The sequence below is a fragment of the uncultured Flavobacterium sp. genome (assembly GCF_951805225.1).
Taxonomy (GTDB): Bacteria; Bacteroidota; Bacteroidia; order Flavobacteriales; family Flavobacteriaceae; genus Flavobacterium.
The window spans coordinates 234,532-250,483 of the sequence record NZ_OX638201.1; the positions used below are offsets into that span (position 1 = coordinate 234,532).

At 33.9% G+C, this 15,952-nt stretch carries 14 protein-coding genes; 11 read left to right on the forward strand and 3 right to left on the reverse strand.

Translation table 11 applies throughout. The features are described from left to right. Positions 1 to 128: 128 nt before the first annotated feature. The 3 genes from WN975_RS01080 to WN975_RS01090 all read right to left on the reverse strand — a co-directional run bounded on the left by WN975_RS01080 (position 129) and on the right by WN975_RS01090 (position 4,694). Positions 129 to 1,985 (reverse strand): T9SS type A sorting domain-containing protein, encoded by a 1,857-nt coding sequence (locus tag WN975_RS01080; protein WP_337964818.1) that lies wholly within the window; start codon positions 1,983 to 1,985, stop codon positions 129 to 131. A gap of 175 nt (positions 1,986 to 2,160) precedes the next feature. After that, positions 2,161 to 3,129, reverse strand: coding sequence for a TerC family protein (locus WN975_RS01085; protein ID WP_337964819.1), 969 nt, complete (start codon positions 3,127 to 3,129; stop codon positions 2,161 to 2,163). 548 nt (positions 3,130 to 3,677) lie between these two features. Then, complete coding sequence (locus tag WN975_RS01090) at positions 3,678 to 4,694, reverse strand: glutamine synthetase beta-grasp domain-containing protein (RefSeq protein ID WP_099711445.1); 1,017 nt, start codon at positions 4,692 to 4,694, stop codon at positions 3,678 to 3,680. A 426-nt stretch (positions 4,695 to 5,120) separates the two neighbouring features. Here WN975_RS01090 and WN975_RS01095 point away from each other — a divergent pair, with 426 nt between their 5' ends. The 11 genes from WN975_RS01095 to WN975_RS01145 all read left to right on the forward strand — a co-directional run bounded on the left by WN975_RS01095 (position 5,121) and on the right by WN975_RS01145 (position 15,949). After that, the gene (locus WN975_RS01095; RefSeq protein ID WP_337964820.1) at positions 5,121 to 7,310 is read left to right on the forward strand and encodes a glutamine synthetase III; all 2,190 of its coding nucleotides are present in this window, start codon (positions 5,121 to 5,123) and stop codon (positions 7,308 to 7,310) included. A gap of 392 nt (positions 7,311 to 7,702) precedes the next feature. Continuing rightward, positions 7,703 to 8,605 (forward strand): hypothetical protein, encoded by a 903-nt coding sequence (locus WN975_RS01100; RefSeq protein ID WP_337964821.1) that lies wholly within the window; start codon positions 7,703 to 7,705, stop codon positions 8,603 to 8,605. A 72-nt stretch (positions 8,606 to 8,677) separates the two neighbouring features. Continuing rightward, positions 8,678 to 9,214: a hypothetical protein gene (locus WN975_RS01105; RefSeq protein WP_337964822.1), complete on the forward strand. Its 537-nt coding sequence runs from the start codon at positions 8,678 to 8,680 to the stop codon at positions 9,212 to 9,214. A 5-nt stretch (positions 9,215 to 9,219) separates the two neighbouring features. Beyond that, positions 9,220 to 9,630, forward strand: a complete 411-nt coding sequence (locus tag WN975_RS01110; RefSeq protein ID WP_337964823.1) for a hypothetical protein — start codon at positions 9,220 to 9,222, stop codon at positions 9,628 to 9,630. Positions 9,631 to 9,635: 5 nt separating this feature from the next. Beyond that, positions 9,636 to 9,956: a CsgE family curli-type amyloid fiber assembly protein gene (locus WN975_RS01115; RefSeq protein WP_337964824.1), complete on the forward strand. Its 321-nt coding sequence runs from the start codon at positions 9,636 to 9,638 to the stop codon at positions 9,954 to 9,956. Between the two features lie 16 nt (positions 9,957 to 9,972). Next, a complete protein-coding gene (locus tag WN975_RS01120; protein WP_337964825.1) occupies positions 9,973 to 10,377 on the forward strand; it encodes a curli assembly protein CsgF in 405 nt (134 codons plus the stop codon). Between the two features lies 1 nt (position 10,378). After that, on the forward strand, positions 10,379 to 11,749 hold the full coding sequence (locus WN975_RS01125; protein ID WP_337964826.1) for a CsgG/HfaB family protein: 1,371 nt from the start codon (positions 10,379 to 10,381) through the stop codon (positions 11,747 to 11,749). 25 nt (positions 11,750 to 11,774) lie between these two features. Beyond that, positions 11,775 to 13,262 carry a carboxypeptidase regulatory-like domain-containing protein gene (locus WN975_RS01130; RefSeq protein WP_337964827.1) on the forward strand — a complete coding sequence of 496 codons (1,488 nt, stop codon included), beginning with the start codon at positions 11,775 to 11,777 and terminating at the stop codon, positions 13,260 to 13,262. A 152-nt stretch (positions 13,263 to 13,414) separates the two neighbouring features. Further along, a complete protein-coding gene (locus tag WN975_RS01135; RefSeq protein ID WP_337964828.1) occupies positions 13,415 to 14,593 on the forward strand; it encodes an AIR synthase-related protein in 1,179 nt (392 codons plus the stop codon). Between the two features lie 189 nt (positions 14,594 to 14,782). Then, complete coding sequence (locus WN975_RS01140; protein ID WP_099711455.1) at positions 14,783 to 15,139, forward strand: hypothetical protein; 357 nt, start codon at positions 14,783 to 14,785, stop codon at positions 15,137 to 15,139. Between the two features lie 201 nt (positions 15,140 to 15,340). Beyond that, positions 15,341 to 15,949 (forward strand): GNAT family protein, encoded by a 609-nt coding sequence (locus tag WN975_RS01145; protein ID WP_337964829.1) that lies wholly within the window; start codon positions 15,341 to 15,343, stop codon positions 15,947 to 15,949. The last annotated feature ends 3 nt before the right edge of the window (positions 15,950 to 15,952 follow it).

Sequence of the window (15,952 nt, forward strand, 5' to 3'; positions counted from 1 at the left end):
TCGCTCAACACAGCTAGATCTTGCCAGTAAAAGATTTAATAATAACATTATAAGGTATTTAATAATAATGAGGTATAAAAAAAGGAGATCAAAACGATCTCCTTTTTTATGTTGCAGAATTTTATTTTTTAATTACTTTTTATAAAAGTTACCCCAGCATTTCTTCTTGAGCCTAATCCTGTTTGAACAGTTATAAAATAGGTTCCAATAGGCAGACTAGAAACATCGATACTAATTACGTTTGGACTTACAGTCGAAAAATTATTAGAATTTACAATAGTTCCCATTGCATTTGCTACTGTTATTGCTGTATTCGATAAAGTATAATCAGTTCCTTTGTATTCAATGTTTATAATTGATGAGGCAGGATTTGGATATGCAATTAATGTTGCAGCTCCGTAGTCACGTCCTGATCTTACATATATCTCATTACTATACGATTTTGTACTTGCATCAGAATAATTTCCATTACTATTTGTAGTTCTATAAGTAATTGTTGCAATACGTCTGTAGTTATAAGTAGTTTGAACAGATTGACTTGTTCCTCTTGGGCCAGTTGTTACTGTGTATTGTAAAGGTACAGGAAGGCAATCTTTTGATGTTGCTCCATTAATATTAGTCCAGGCTCCATATTGAGAAGGTCTAGCGCTTAGTATGGTTTGATTCTGCCATTGGTACGTTATATTTAAAATTTGAATATTTGCACCATTTGGATTTTCAACAGATGGAGTTACACCAGTAATTACTGATGGCTTTTCTACTTCTGAAGGGCCTTCGGTTAAAACCTGATCACAGCAAATAATATTGTTGTTCTTTACTGTTCTTGGTATAATTTTTAGAAAATTACTAACTCTTTGAATGTCTTTGTAAATTGCGATTCTTCTAACTACGAAGTAATTGTCGTCTGTAGTTGACATGTTTTCCGGAGTGAAATTCTCTAAAGTTGAACCGTTTTCATTTGGTAACGTTACCCAAGTTCTAAAATAATTAGAATCATTGTAATTTGTTTTTGCATATTGCCATTCATATCGGTCTAAATTATCATAAGTATCTCCTCTTTGAGCAACGTGATAAGGATCTGCAAGAATGTTTAAGTTTACTTGATCTGCTCCTCTGCCATTACCGCTTCCGTATATTGATTTTGGATTTGTATTTGTAATTTCAGCAAAACCATTTGCATCTTTAGCGCCTTCAATCGAGATTTCATTTGAAGTTATTGGAGAAGGAATTATTCTGATGTTTACAGGATTGCTATCATTAAAAGGGAAATCGTTACCTAGTCTTCTTTTATAAGTTCCAGGTTCTGTTACGTAATCTGTAATTAATATATTAGACTTATTTGTAGAATAGTTAGGGCCATTGTATGTAGCATTAGGAAATTGACCGCCAACAAGTTTAAGCCATGAAGTTGAAACTTTTGAAGGATCAACTGTACTAGCGATCATTGGAGCTGGTCTATCTCCATATCGTACGTCTTGATCACAGCATAATGTGTTTTTGAAATTTGGAGCAGTTGGTGTTGTCGGAGGTGTTACTGGAGGAGTGGTAGGTGTGCTGCCATTTTTAATAACAGATACATTGGCACTCTTGTAAACAATACCCGAAAAGCTTTTGTATTGTGCGGAGATAGATCCTCCTGAAACATTAAAAGAACTTAGGCTTAATGTGATTACAAAGCTTATCGTTGCAGAATTTCCTCCTGAAAAGTTTGTGATTCTTTCGAACCCTCCTTCGGCTACAACTGGAGTAATTGCATTATCTTTGGTAAACCAGATACTAAGCGTACCTTCGGTTCCTACAGGGATTGGAGAATCTATTTTTACAGATAAAGAAACACTTGATCTGTCTACAGATTCAAGATTTATAGGGCTTGTACTCGCTACGCTTTTGCCGTTAACGACAAGCGGTGTAATAGTAACTTTTTGTCCAAACATTAAAGTGTTTAGAAAAAACAGGAAAATAAAAGGAATGTAATTTTTACTCATAATAAAGTTTTGATTATTTATAATAAGTAAAAATAATAAATTGGTTAGGTATAATCTTATTTTTTAATTTTAAAACATAAGATTTGTTTTATATTATGATATTGTGTTAAAATAATGCACATAAAAAAGGAGATCAAAACGATCTCCTTTTTTATGTTTATATATTTTAGAAAAACTATTCATTATCTGAATCTGTAAGTTCTTTTTCTTCTCCGAATTTTAGAGAAACCAAAATTCCCACTAAAAGCGAAAGTGCAATAAATCCTAAAGAAGCCCATTCCGGAACGTGAATAAAATCATGAAGAATCATTTTTAATCCAACAAAAGCAAGAATAGCAACTAAACTATATTCTAAGAAACTGAATTTTGCCAGCATATTCGCCAGGAAGAAATACATAGAACGTAAACCTAAAATTGCAAAAATATTAGAACTAAATACTAAAAACGGATCTGATGTAATAGCAAGAATTGCAGGAACACTATCGACAGCAAAAAGTACATCCATAACTTCGATAACAATCAAGGCTACAAATAATGGAGTTGCTGCTTTTTTCGCCGTTTTTGTAGAAATGAAAAATTTCTCTCCATCCATTTCTGAAGTAATTGGAATAATTTTTCCAAGTGTTTTGTATACAAAAGAATCTTTTGGCTGAAAATCATCGTCTTCGCCAGAAAACAACATTTTTAAAGCGGTGAAAATTAAGAATGCACCAAATAAATAAGTTGTCCATGTAAATTTATTGATCAACATTACTCCAAAGAAAATCATTAATCCGCGAAAGATTACTGCTCCAAGGATTCCCCAGAATAAAACACGGTGTTGGTATTTTTGTGGTATTTTGAAAGAAGCAAAAATAATTGCGATCACAAAAATGTTGTCTACACTTAATGATAATTCAATCAAATAACCTGTAATAAACTTCATAGAAGCTAAAGCAGGTTTTAGATTGTCAGGATTTTCAATATAATCTGTTGTATAAAGCCAGTAAATAACTCCTGAAAACAAGAATGAAAGTGTAACCCAAATAAGGGTCCATTTACTTGCTTCTTTGGTACTAATAATATGAGGTGTTTTGTTGAAAACGCCTAAGTCTAAAGCAAGGATGAAAACTACCGCTAATAAAAACAAAATCCAGACTATCATGATACTTTTTTTAAATGATCTACAAAGATAGTTTTTGAAGTTTAACTTAAAAATTTATTAGTATAAATAACCTTAAAATTTACGGTTTGTCACATTGAGCGAGATCGAAATGCAAACTTGACGTGACCTTTGTCAAAGTTTAAAACTTTGACAAAGGTTTTAGTTCAAAGTTATTCTGCCAATCTTTGTCGAATCCCGCGTGTGATTTCTCCTCCGTCGAAATGACAAACTAACTTGTCAATCTTTGTCGATCATCGCGTGTGATTTGTCCCTTCGTTCGAAATGACAAACTAAACGAAAAGATTCTTATGAAAATGTTTGCCTTAGCCCCGATAGAAGTGGAAATCCTTTTGTTCCGGGGTTCGGAACAAAAGATTGGAACAAATAGCGGGATTAGCTCCCGAAAAAAATTATAGAAACCGAAATGACAAGATTGGGTTATTTACGCAAAGATAAACCCGACAGGTTTTTGAAACCTGTCGGGTTTTCCGGTAATAAAAAAAGTGCCATCAATTTGATGGCACTTTTTTTATATTCTAAACTAAGAATTACAACGCTGATTTTACAGTTTTGATAATTCTTGCAGCGATTTTGTATGGATCACCGTTTGAAGCTGGTCTTCTGTCTTCAAGATATCCTTTCCATCCTTTTTGAACAGTATATAAAGGAATTCTGATTGAAGCTCCTCTATCAGATACTCCATAAGAGAAATCGTGGATAGAAGCAGTTTCGTGTTTACCAGTCAAACGTTGGTCGTTGTAAGCTCCGTAAACTGCTATATGCTCAGCAGTAACAGGACGGAAAGCTTCACAGATTCTTTCGTAAGTTTCTTTAGAACCACATGTTCTTAATACTTCGTTAGAGAAGTTAGCGTGCATTCCAGAACCATTCCAGTCAGTATCTCCTAGTGGTTTTGGGTGATATTCGATATAGTAACCATATTTTTCAGTCAAACGATCTAATAAGTAACGAGCAACCCAAATTTCGTCTCCGGCTTTTTTAGCACCTTTAGCGAATAATTGGAATTCCCATTGTCCGCAAGCAACCTCTTGGTTAATACCTTCAAAGTTAAGTCCTGCAGCGATACATAAGTCAGCATGTTCTTCTACTAATTTTCTTCCGTGAGTGTTTTTTCCACCTACAGAGCAGTAGTACATACCTTGTGGAGCAGGATAACCTCCAACAGGGAAACCTAATGGCAATAAAGTTTTAGTATCCATGATGAAATACTCTTGTTCGAAACCAAACCAAAAATCATCATTATCATCATCAATTGTAGCTCTACCGTTAGAAGGGTGTGGAGTTCCGTCAGCATACATAACTTCTGACATAACAAGGTATCCATTGATACGAGTTGGATCAGGGTAAATTGCAACAGGAACTAATAAACAGTCTGAAGATCCACCTTCAGCTTGTTTTGTTGACGAACCATCAAATGACCAATTTCCAAGTTCTTCTAATGTTCCTTTGAAATTTTCGTGCTCTTCAACTTTAGTTTTACTTCTAAGATTTTGAGTTGGTTCATATCCATCTAACCAAATGTACTCTAACTTAATTTTAGCCATAATAATATAAATTAATTTTTTTGTTTTTTTCGTTGGGTCAAATATAGATTTATTTTTTTAGTCCCGAAAATTAGGGGGCTATTTTGTTTAGCGGAGTATAATTTTTTAGAGAAGCGCAATTTTGTTAGGGGTATATTTTATAAAAAGCAATTTTTAACACCTTTAAAAAATAAATTCGTAATAATTACGGTAGATTTTTGAATTTCTTGGTTAAGGAATTATGAAAAAATGTTTATTTAATGAATAATACTGAGGTCTTTTGTTATATTTCTATAGTTAAGATTCATTATTCTTTGCGAAAAGCTTTTTCTATTAAAAAATCATCGCTTAATTTTCTAAAATTTATCTTTAAAACAGGGCTTTTTATTGTTTATATTTGTTCCTCTTTTTTTAATTAAAATATTACGAATTTTTAAACTTATATACATGTCAACATTACGTTTCCAAGCTTTACAAGAAGCTTCTACAAGAAAGCCGGTACATTTTGAAGAAATAGATAGAAAATCTAACATTTTTGGTTCAAATGTGTTTAATGAAAAAGCAATGAAGCAATTCCTGACTTCGGATGCTTTAAAAGGAGTTAGAGATGCGGTTCAACATGGAACTAAAATAGACAGAAAACTGGCAGATTATATCGCCATGGGAATGAAAGAATGGGCATTATCAAAAGGTGTTACACATTATACACACTGGTTTCAGCCTCTTACGGGAACAACTGCTGAAAAACACGATGCTTTCTTTGAAACTTCTTACGACGGAAGCGATCCTGTAGAAAAATTTGGCGGAGCACAATTAGTACAACAAGAACCAGATGCATCAAGTTTCCCGAATGGAGGAATCAGAAACACATTTGAAGCAAGGGGTTACACAGCTTGGGATCCAACTTCTCCAGCCTTTATATATGGAACAACTTTATGTATTCCAACCGTTTTTATCGCTTATACAGGAGAAGCTTTAGACAATAAAATTCCGTTATTAAGAGCTTTGTCAGTTATGGATGAAGCTGCAACTGAAGTTTGTAAATATTTCGATAAAAATGTAAAGAAAGTTACTGCGACTTTAGGTTGGGAACAAGAATACTTTTTGATTGATAAAGCATTAGCAAATTCACGTCCGGATTTAATGATGACCGGAAGAACATTATTAGGACACACTTCTGCAAAAGGACAACAACTTGACGATCACTATTTTGGATCTATTCCTACGCGTGCCTTAACATACATGAGAGATTTAGAACAAGAATGTATGTTGTTGGGAATTCCGGTAAAAACACGTCATAATGAGGTTGCGCCAAATCAGTTTGAGTTAGCGCCAATTTTCGAAGAAACAAATCTTGCCGTAGATCACAACTCCTTATTAATGGATGTTATGCAAAGAGTGGCGGAGCGTCATGATTTTAAAGTATTATTTCACGAAAAACCATTCAAAGGAGTAAACGGTTCAGGGAAACACAATAACTGGTCATTGGCAACAGATACCGGAGTTAACTTATTGAGTCCGAGTAAAACGCCAATGAGCAATTTACAGTTTCTTACCTTCTTTATTAATACTATAAAAGCGGTTAACGATTACGAGACTTTATTAAGAGCTTCGATCGCAACAGCAAGTAACGATCATAGGTTAGGAGCAAACGAAGCGCCACCAGCAATTATCTCTGTATTTATTGGAGCACAATTGACAAAAGTTTTATCTGAATTGGAAAGCGTTACTACAGGAAAATTATCTCCGGAAGAAAAAACAGATTTAAAACTAAATGTAGTTGGTAAAATTCCAGATGTATTATTAGATAATACAGACAGAAACAGAACATCGCCATTTGCCTTTACAGGAAATAAATTTGAGTTTAGAGCTGTTGGTTCAAATGCAAACTGTTCGAATGCAATGACAACTCTAAATGCAATTGTAGCTAAACAATTAAGAGATTTCAAAACAGAAGTTGATTCATTGATCGAGTCGAAAGACATGAAAAAAGACGATGCAATTTTTAATGTTTTGAGAGAATACATCAAACAATCTAAAAAAATACTTTTTGAAGGTGACGGATATAGTGAAGCTTGGGAAAAAGAAGCAGCAAAAAGAGGTTTAAGTAATTTTAAAACCACTCCGGAAGCTATCAAAGCCAAAGTTTCGAAACAAGCATTAGATTTATTTTCGGAATTAGGAATTCTAAATCATATTGAGGCCGAAGCGCGTTACGAAATAGAATTGGAAGAATACACCAAGAAAATTCAGATTGAAGGAAGAGTTTTAGGTGATATCGCAAGAAATCACGTAATTCCAACTGCTATTCGTTACCAAAATACTTTAATCGAAAACGTAAAAGGATTAAAAGAGATCTTTGGAAAAGAATTTGAAACCATTGCAAAAGAGCAAATCGTTTTAATCAAAGAAATTTCGGGTCATATAGAAGGAATAAATACTAAAGTATTGGCAATGACCAATGAAAGAAAAAAAGCAAATCAATTAACCGATGCTCAAAAAATGGCAGAAACATATTGCAATAAAGTAAAACCTTATTTTGAAGATATCAGAAACCATTGCGACAAATTAGAATTATTAGTAGACGACGAAAGTTGGACTTTGACTAAATACAGAGAATTGTTGTTTACAAAATAACAATTACAAAACATTGGTATAAAGCCCGTCTCAAAAAGACGGGCTTTTTTTGTCATTATGTTAAAATAAGGCTTAAAGTTGTTTAAATTTAACAAATGTTTTAGGTTAATTGTAAATAAATTGTAACACGTAGGTTATTTCGTATGAATTTTTTTTTGAATTACAGTAGTTCATCGAGATAGTTTTACCTTTCATCGAAAAGTGATTAAGCTCTTGTAAAATAGCTGTTTGTACTTTATTTTGATTTCGATAAGTTTTCTAATTTTGGTCATGAGAAAGAGAAAAAGAAACATTAGGTTTCATTTTCAAATGACATTTTGTAAGCTTGATTTCCCCCAATCACACTGACCTACATAATAACTTGTATTAATAACCAATTAAATATATTTATTATGAAAAAAGTAATTTTAAGTATCTCCGCGATGCTTTTTGTTGGTGCAATCGGAACCGCACAAATTCTACCAGGAACTATTGCTCCAAACTCAAGTTATGTTAACCAAACAGGCTCTAGCCAGGATGCTTATGTTCATCAAATTGGAACTGCTCAAAGTTCTAGTGTAAAACAAATGGATTGGGATAATACATCAAAAGTTTATCAAGGAGTTTATCCATCTCAAATGACAATTCTTGGAGTTAACATTTCTCATGACAACTTAGCAGATGTATCACAAGATGGAGAACAAAACAATGCTTTTATCTCTCAAAACAACTGGAGAAATAAAGCGTACCAAACTCAGGTTGGAGACAAAAATGAGGCTACTATCTGGCAAGATGAAACAAATGTTTCTTATGGTCTTTTTACAGGTAACTTAAAAGGAGAAGACAAAGCAACGCAAACACAAACAGGTAAACACAACAAAGCAACAATCGATCAGGGAACAACTGGAAACACGTTGCCAACTGCTGCTGTATTTACAGGTATGGCTCCTTTGACAACTTCAGTTCCGGCTTCTCCTCATGGAAAAAACAAAGCTACTCAAACACAAACCGGAAGCTATGGTGAAGCTTATGCAAGCCAAGGTGGTTTAAGCAATGAGTCAAATCAAACTCAAACTAGTGGAGCTTTTGCTACTGCTGCTTCTAAAAACGTTTCTAACCACTACCAATTTGGAGATAACAACTTAGCTAACTCTACTCAAACTGGTTACAGAAACATTGAAAATGTACTACAAGAAGGTAACGGTAACCAATCTTATGGAACACAAACTGCTGCATCATTCTTCTCTACAGGAAATGTAAGTGTTGTGTTACAACAAGGAAATACCAATTTATCTAATGTGATTCAAAGTAATTAATAATGGTCCTAGAAATACATAAATATAACAGCTAAATTCTATTTAGCTGTTATATTTTAAAATCATAGAAAAATGAAAACTAGCTTTTTATATATTTTTCTTTTCACAACGCTTTTTACTGTATCAGGACAACAAAAAGAAGATACTTCAGGATTTAAACCTTATAGTTCTTCTGTGTTTGATTCTAAAGATACAGCTTTAAGCATAGTGTCATCGATTAATAAAAAAAGCACAGATCAATTACAATTAGAACAAGTGCAGCAATTTTCGCAAGGCGTAATAATTCAGCAAATAGGCGATTACAATAAAGCCAGAGCAGAAGTTGATGCTTCAGAAATTAATGTTTCGGTTTTCCAAAAAGGAGATTTTAATGAGTTATCATTAGTGAAAGATGCTAAAACAATATCTCAGAATTTCATCCAACAAGGAAAAAACAATAGTATTTCAGATTATTCCTTTCGAACAAATCTTGACATAAAAACTGAGATGATTCAAAACGGAAACGATCAAAAAATACAAAGTTATGGCTCGAATTCTATTTCAAAAGATATGAAAATCACACAAACCGGAAATGGAGCTTCAGTCATTATTTTAAACAAATTAAACTAAAAGAAATGCAATTTTTATTCAGATATATGCTCTTGGTTTTCTTGTTTTTTAGTGCTGTTTTGACAGGGCAGGTTTCAGTTCCCCAAAATCAGATAAAAGCAAAAATAGACATCGAGAAAATAGAAGATAACTTTAAAATCACAGGAACGGCAGAAAACCTAACCGATGTTCTTAAAAGTGCTTCTTATAAATTATCTGTAATAAAAAATAATGATAAAAGTAATAATCAGTCTAATAATGCCCAAGTGGGAATTTTTACATTAGAACCAAATGAAGTTAAAAAATTGTCAACCACTCAAATAAATGTGAGTACAGACGATGAGGTTATTGTGTTGCTATTGTTCTATGACGAAAACAAAGAAATAGTAGCAAAAGACAGAGTGGTTCTGGGTGAAGAAAAAAAAAAGATGATGTAATAATTATGCCCGTTGACGGATTTGAGTTAAGAGGTATCGTAACAGATGATACGAAGACCAAAATGGGAAAAGATTTTTACGATAAGTATTATTACAAATACAATGACATTGGAATAAATGCAAAAAAAATAGTTGTTATAACTGAAGAATATAGTTTTGGAAGAAATACAAAAATAACCGTCTCGATAGAAAACGAAGTTATTTATGATTTTTTAGTGCGACCGGACGATGAATTTTTAGAAGCTGTAGCTCAGGAATCAATCAATGCAACTATTTATTATTTGAAAGATTTAGAAAAACAACGCAAATATTTCACTCAGTATTAATTTTATTATTAAGGTCATGAAATTTATTTTAAGCCTCGTATTATTCCTTCTGTTTTCACCATTTATCAGATCACAAGCGTTGGTTTACAAACCTGTAAATCCAGCTTTTGGAGGTGATACTTTTAATTATCAGTGGCTCTTAAGCAGCGCTGAGTCTCAAAATAAATTAAAAGATAAAACAGCAGTCACACCACAAAAAACAGATCTGGAGCAATTTAAAGCAAGTTTAAATGCCCAGTTATTAAGTCAGATCTCAAGCTCACTTTATAAACAACAATTTGGAACAAATGGTCTATCTATAGGTTCGTACACTTTTGGAAGTTATTCAGTCGATATATTTCCTTCGTCTGAAGGTTTATCGGTGAACATTTTAGATACAACTACGGGAGAACAGACACAAGTAATCATTCCAAATAAATAAAATGAGAAATTACTACTTATTGCTGTTATTTGTTTTTTTATTTTCGGGTTGCGGAGCTTTTTACAATCAGCCAACCGGAGTAGAAAAAGCAGTTTTGGGCGAAAGCACACCAGCAACTTCTCTATTAAAAGAACTTCCAAAACCAAAAGAACAAATTGTAGTTGGAGTTTATAAATTTAGAGATCAGACAGGACAATATAAACCTCAGGAAAACGGAAGCAATTTTAGTACCGCCGTAACTCAGGGCGCAACTTCGATATTGCTAAAAGCGCTCGAAGATTCTAAATGGTTTATACCAATCGAACGTGAAAATATTGGAAACTTATTGCAGGAACGAAACCTTATTCGATCTACAAGACAAGAATATTCAAAAAATCCAAATCCAAATGAACCACAATTAACACCATTGTTATATGCAGGAGTTCTACTGGAAGGCGGAATTATTTCTTATGATTCCAATATTATTACAGGCGGTTTTGGAGCGCGATATTTTGGCACAGGCGGTTCTATAAAATACCGTCAGGATCGTGTAACGGTTTATTTGAGAATGGTTTCAACCTCAAACGGAAAAATTTTAAAATCAGTTTACGTTTCAAAAACAATTTTGTCACAAGCAATAGATGAAAGTTTGTTTAAATATGTAAGCTTTAAAAGACTATTAGAAGTAGAAACAGGATATACTACAAACGAACCCGTTCATATGGCAGTTACCGAAGCTATCGAAAAAGCAGTTCAATCATTGGTTTTAGAAGGAATTCAGGACAATATCTGGCAAGCAGATGCAACGCCATCAGAATTGAAAATCGCCATGAACAAATATGAAACCGAGAACGAAGTCGCAGACCGTACCGCATTATATGGAAGAGATTTGGAGCCAAGACGTTCTAAGTTTGCTATCGAAATTTCCGGCGGAACTTCACTTATTGATGGCGATTATGTAAATCCGGTTTTAAAACCAATGGGACGTGGCGCTTTAAAATGGTTTATTACGCCCAGTCTTAATCTAAGTGCTTCTACAAATGCAGTTTTGCTCGCCAATAAAGATTTGCTTGACGTGGGATATCTTACTTACGATCTAAATTTGGAGCTTTTGCTGCTGCCAAGAGATAAATTTAGTCCTTATATATATGGAGGCGCCGGATACGGAATGAATAAGAAATTTGAAAACACGCATTCAAAAGTACAATTTGGTGCAGGAGTAGAATATCTCGTATCGAATGCCATCGGAATTAAATTATTTGGAGAATATGATGTCAATTTTAGTGATAATCTGGATTATATCGTGGCAGGAGTTCGGGATGATTATTACTATAAATTCGGATTAGGATTGACGTATTATTTTTCGAGTCATAAAAATAAGAGTAAAAAATAGTCTATTGAAATAATTTAAAACACAGATGATGAATAACTTATATTTTAAATTTTGTTTTCTTTTTTTCATTGTGCTAAGTTCTTGCAGTGAAGAAAAAATAGACGCCGTAAGCTACGGAACCGTTACCGGAAAAGTAGTAATCGCAGACAGCTTTCTGCCAATGGAGAATGCAAAAATTACATCAAGCCCAACTTCTGGAACCGTTTTTACAGATGCCGACGGTAAATTTGTAATGACTAACGTAAAAGTTGGTGAATACTCCTTTCAGGCACAAAAAGATGGTTATGTCGCAAAATACGAATCAGTATCGGTGACAGCCAACAATACATCTGAAGTTATATTCGAAATAAAAAAATCAACAGGAAATAACAAAGCGCCCGCAATTCCTGCTTTGACAGCTCCTGTAGACAATGCTGTAAAACAAAATATAGCGCTAGATCTTACCTGGACAGCAACAGATCCTGATAATGATGTTCTGACTTTTAAAGTTACTTTGCGAAATGATGCTAATACAGATGTAAAAGTTTTTACAGATATAAAAGACAAAAAACTATCATTGACAGGATTATTATACGGAGTAAAATACTTTTGGCAAGTAACTGTAAATGACGGAATAAACGCAGATGTTTTGAGCGCCGTAAGTTCATTTACCACAATGACATTTCCAACGACGAGATATTTGGTAGTCAATAAAGTGGGAGATAATAATATAATATCTTCGATTGATGATGCAGGCAATAAATATCAACTCACGGCCAATGAAACCAATAGTTGGAGACCGCGAAGAAATACACAGGCCAAAAAAATCGCATTTATAAGAGCCAGCGGAGGACAAAATCATATTTATACCATGAACGAAGATGGATCTTCAATTACAAAAATCACAAACTCGGTTCCTATTACAGGCTTTAATTCAGATTATATAGGTTTTAGTTGGAATACATCAGGAAGCCAGATTATTTATCCGAATTTTGATAAACTCTACCGAATCAATAATAACGGAAGCGGTTTAGTTCAAATTTACAAAACACCAAATGGCAAGTTTATATCAGAATGTGATTGGAGTAACGACGGAACAAAAATCGCTTTAAAAGTAAATGATGCCAGCGGTTATAATGTCGAAATTTATGTTATAAATATGTCAGGAACCGTACTTACTCAGGTACTTTCGGGATTGAAAGGCGCTGTAAACGGATTGAATTTTTCGATAACCGGACAAAAACTACTTTATGCCAGAGATATTTCTGAATATGAAAATCAGAATTACAGACAACTCGACAGCCGAATTTTTGAATACAATTTTGCCACTTCAACAGCAGCGTCAATTACCAATGAAAAACCGGCAGGAACAAATGATTATGATCCAAGATATTCGCCTAACGAAGCCGAATTTATTTTTACCAATACTTCAAATGATGGAGTATCTGTAAAAAATGTAATGAAAAGTGGTATTTCGACTGCAGATACACGTGTCAATTTATTTTCAGGATACTATATGCCAGATTGGGAATAACCGAAAAAGGCCAAAATTTTTAAACCAATTTTATTGCAGAAAATCGGCAGAGACAACAAACTGCCGATTTTTTTGTGAAACAGACATCGGAATCAATCAAAGAATTAAAAAAAGGGATTATCTTTGCACCACATCAACACAAACTAAGTTTCATGAGTTCAGATTCTAGCAAAAGGTACGCACAAAGAGGTGTTTCGGCATCAAAAGAAGACGTACACAACGCCATAAAAAACATCGATAAAGGTTTATTTCCTCAAGCATTTTGTAAAATCGTTCCTGATTATTTAACACAGGACGAAGAATATTGCTTGATAATGCACGCAGACGGAGCAGGTACAAAGTCGTCATTAGCGTATATGTATTGGAAAGAAACCGGAGATATTTCAGTTTGGAAAGGAATCGCTCAAGATGCTTTAATCATGAACATCGATGATTTATTATGTGTTGGAGCAACAGATAATATCTTGCTTTCTTCTACAATTGGAAGAAATAAAAACTTAATTCCAGCCGAAGTTATCTCAGCAATTATCAATGGAACCGAAGAATTAATCAACGAATTAAAATCTTTTGGCGTAACCATTCATTCAACAGGAGGAGAAACTGCCGATGTTGGAGACGTAGTTCGTACCATAATTGTCGATTCTACCGTTACCGCTCGCATGAAACGCAGCGATGTAGTCGATAATGCAAATATCAAAGCCGGAGACGTAATTGTAGGTTTGACTTCTTTTGGTCAGGCGACTTACGAAAAAAGCTATAATGGCGGAATGGGAAGCAACGGATTAACATCTGCGCGTCATGATGTTTTCGGAAAATATTTAGCTAAAAAATATCCGGAAAGTTACGATGCACTTGTTCCCGAAGAATTAATTTATTCTGGTCAGGTAAATCTAACAGATGCCGTTGAAAACAGCCCAATCAACGCAGGTCAATTAGTACTTTCTCCAACGAGAACTTACGCGCCAATTATCAAGAAAATTTTAGACACTTATACACCAAACGAAATTCACGGAATGGTGCATTGCAGTGGAGGAGCACAGACAAAAATTTTACATTTTGTTCAAAATCTTCACATTATAAAAGACAATTTATTTCCGGTTCCACCATTATTTAAATTAATTCAGGAACAATCAAAAACAGATTGGAAAGAAATGTATCAGGTTTTCAATTGCGGTCACCGTATGGAAATCTACGTTCCGGAGAATATTGCACAAGATATTATTGCAATTTCAAAATCATTCAATGTCGATGCACAAATCGTAGGTAGAGTAGAAGCAGCCGATGCTAAAAAACTTACTATCACCAGCGAATACGGAACATTCGAATATTAATTTTTTTGAGTTACAAAGGTTCAAAGGTTCTGAGTTGCAAAGGATTTTTACTGGAGTTTACAACAGAACCTTTTTTATTAATAATTAGCTTTTTTAGGAGCTAATCCCGCTATCCGTTACAATCTTTTGTTTTTTAAAGAAAAAAACAAAAGGATTTTCACTACTATCGGGGCTAAAAAACACCAAGCTATGTACGAATTACTTTTTTGGAAATATTTAGAAGAAGTTTACTTAAATCATCACGAAGTTTACGAAGCCCTTGTTGAAAAAGAAGAAGTCGAAGGTTTAGAAAAACTTCCTGTTGAGGTAATCATGAACAGAATCAATTCTGTTTTTTCAGAATGGGAAAAAGTAGATGAAAACAGCTGGAAAAATACCAACGGAAAAGGAGCATTTCAAGTAATCACAACGCCACAAAGTGTCAAAATCGATTGTTACGGAACCGAAGGAAAAACCATGAACAAGTTAGTTGCCTTAATGGAAGAATTCAAATGTCCGTTGTACGATCCGCAAGTTCCGGAGCGTTATGACGAAATGAGTGAGTAATTTATAGTTCATTCATTTTATTTTACCAATATCTAACTCCTATCGGAGTATTTCAAATCAGATTAAATATCTCGGAGAGATTAAATATTGGTAGAAACATATTTTACAAATTCCTCATTTGTCCCGTAGGTACTACATAATTAAACCAGAAAAAAAATATTGGATATTTTTATAATCTATTAAATCTGCGACAAAAAAAATATGAATACAATATCAAATTTCAATTTCTCAGACAACATTATCCTTGAAGACGATTTAGTTTTATTACGTTCATTACAAGAATCCGACGTCGATAATTTATTAGAAATCTCGATCAACGAGCCAGAAACCTGGAAGTATTCATTAGTTGGAGCTGACGGAAAAGAAAATTTGATAAAATACATCCAATCAGCAATAAAAGCCAGAGAAGACAAAAGAGAATTTCCGTTTATAGTATTCGATAAAAAATCTCAAAAATACGCAGGATCAACACGTTTTTACGATATCCAATTAGAATACAAAACGTTACAATTAGGATATACATGGTATGGTTCAACCTTTAGAGGAACCGGATTGAACAAACACTGCAAATTTTTATTGCTGCAATTTGCTTTCGAAACCCTCGGAATGGAGCGTGTAGAATTCCGTGCTGATAATAACAACGAGCGAAGTGTCGCTGCAATGAAAAGCATCGGTTGCAAAGTCGAAGGTGTTTTAAGAAGCCACATGCCAACAGCAAACAGCGAAGTAAGACGTGATTCAATCGTTCTAAGTATCCTAAGAGACGAATGGTTTGCTGCCGTAAAAGAAAATTTGAAGGGAAAATTATAATAT

What these genes read in the sequence shown, in the direction of transcription:
- WN975_RS01080 (WP_337964818.1), bottom strand. Translation starts at nt 1,985, where the DNA reads ATGAGTAAAAATTACATTCCTTTTATTTTCCTGTTTTTTCTAAACACT.
- WN975_RS01085 (WP_337964819.1), bottom strand. Translation starts at nt 3,129, where the DNA reads ATGATAGTCTGGATTTTGTTTTTATTAGCGGTAGTTTTCATCCTTGCT.
- WN975_RS01090 (WP_099711445.1), bottom strand. Translation starts at nt 4,694, where the DNA reads ATGGCTAAAATTAAGTTAGAGTACATTTGGTTAGATGGATATGAACCA.
- WN975_RS01095 (WP_337964820.1), top strand. Translation starts at nt 5,121, where the DNA reads ATGTCAACATTACGTTTCCAAGCTTTACAAGAAGCTTCTACAAGAAAG.
- WN975_RS01100 (WP_337964821.1), top strand. Translation starts at nt 7,703, where the DNA reads ATGAAAAAAGTAATTTTAAGTATCTCCGCGATGCTTTTTGTTGGTGCA.
- WN975_RS01105 (WP_337964822.1), top strand. Translation starts at nt 8,678, where the DNA reads ATGAAAACTAGCTTTTTATATATTTTTCTTTTCACAACGCTTTTTACT.
- WN975_RS01110 (WP_337964823.1), top strand. Translation starts at nt 9,220, where the DNA reads ATGCAATTTTTATTCAGATATATGCTCTTGGTTTTCTTGTTTTTTAGT.
- WN975_RS01115 (WP_337964824.1), top strand. Translation starts at nt 9,636, where the DNA reads ATGCCCGTTGACGGATTTGAGTTAAGAGGTATCGTAACAGATGATACG.
- WN975_RS01120 (WP_337964825.1), top strand. Translation starts at nt 9,973, where the DNA reads ATGAAATTTATTTTAAGCCTCGTATTATTCCTTCTGTTTTCACCATTT.
- WN975_RS01125 (WP_337964826.1), top strand. Translation starts at nt 10,379, where the DNA reads ATGAGAAATTACTACTTATTGCTGTTATTTGTTTTTTTATTTTCGGGT.
- WN975_RS01130 (WP_337964827.1), top strand. Translation starts at nt 11,775, where the DNA reads ATGATGAATAACTTATATTTTAAATTTTGTTTTCTTTTTTTCATTGTG.
- WN975_RS01135 (WP_337964828.1), top strand. Translation starts at nt 13,415, where the DNA reads ATGAGTTCAGATTCTAGCAAAAGGTACGCACAAAGAGGTGTTTCGGCA.
- WN975_RS01140 (WP_099711455.1), top strand. Translation starts at nt 14,783, where the DNA reads ATGTACGAATTACTTTTTTGGAAATATTTAGAAGAAGTTTACTTAAAT.
- WN975_RS01145 (WP_337964829.1), top strand. Translation starts at nt 15,341, where the DNA reads ATGAATACAATATCAAATTTCAATTTCTCAGACAACATTATCCTTGAA.